Raw genomic sequence first — 486 nt, forward strand, 5'->3', positions numbered from 1 at the left:
GCTCTCCCTCGAGTGGCACTCAGCAAATCGGAATTAGTCGACAGAAATTTTTGACCAGCGCCTCATCGCACGGCTAAACGCAGAAGCATTTTTGTATCCAAGGCGAGCCGCTATTTCTTTGGCGGTATAGTGCTTTTCAGTGAGGTATTTTGACGCGATATCCTGGCGCACAAGGTCTTGCAAAGCACTGAATGATGTCCCCATATCTTTAAGCTTGCGCTGCAAACTGCGCAATGACATCCCAAGCCGATCGGCGAACTCAAAAACATCTTGGGAGATCGGATTTTCATACATCATGCAGAGTAGCTGCCCAACGAGGTCAGTCGGCATCCAATGGGCCAAGTCAAACTCCCGTTTCTCGCAAGCTTTTCTCGCCACTTCATATTCAATGGGGTGGGCGAGAGGCAATTTCGTCATTAAAATTGAAGCATCAAACTCTAGAAAATTTATTTCTGAATCAAATATCGCCGGGCATGGGAAGTATTC

General features: G+C 47.1%; 1 protein-coding gene. It reads right to left on the bottom strand.

The window, feature by feature from the left end; genetic code table 11:
• Window positions 1-33 precede the first annotated feature (33 nt).
• On the bottom strand, window positions 34-486 hold a 453-nt coding region (locus J5M58_RS26500; RefSeq protein ID WP_207880326.1), incomplete at its 5' end, for an AraC family transcriptional regulator.

The sequence above is a fragment of the Pseudomonas sp. 32_A genome (genome assembly GCF_017490905.1).
Classification (GTDB): Bacteria; Pseudomonadota; Gammaproteobacteria; order Pseudomonadales; family Pseudomonadaceae; genus Aquipseudomonas; species Aquipseudomonas inefficax.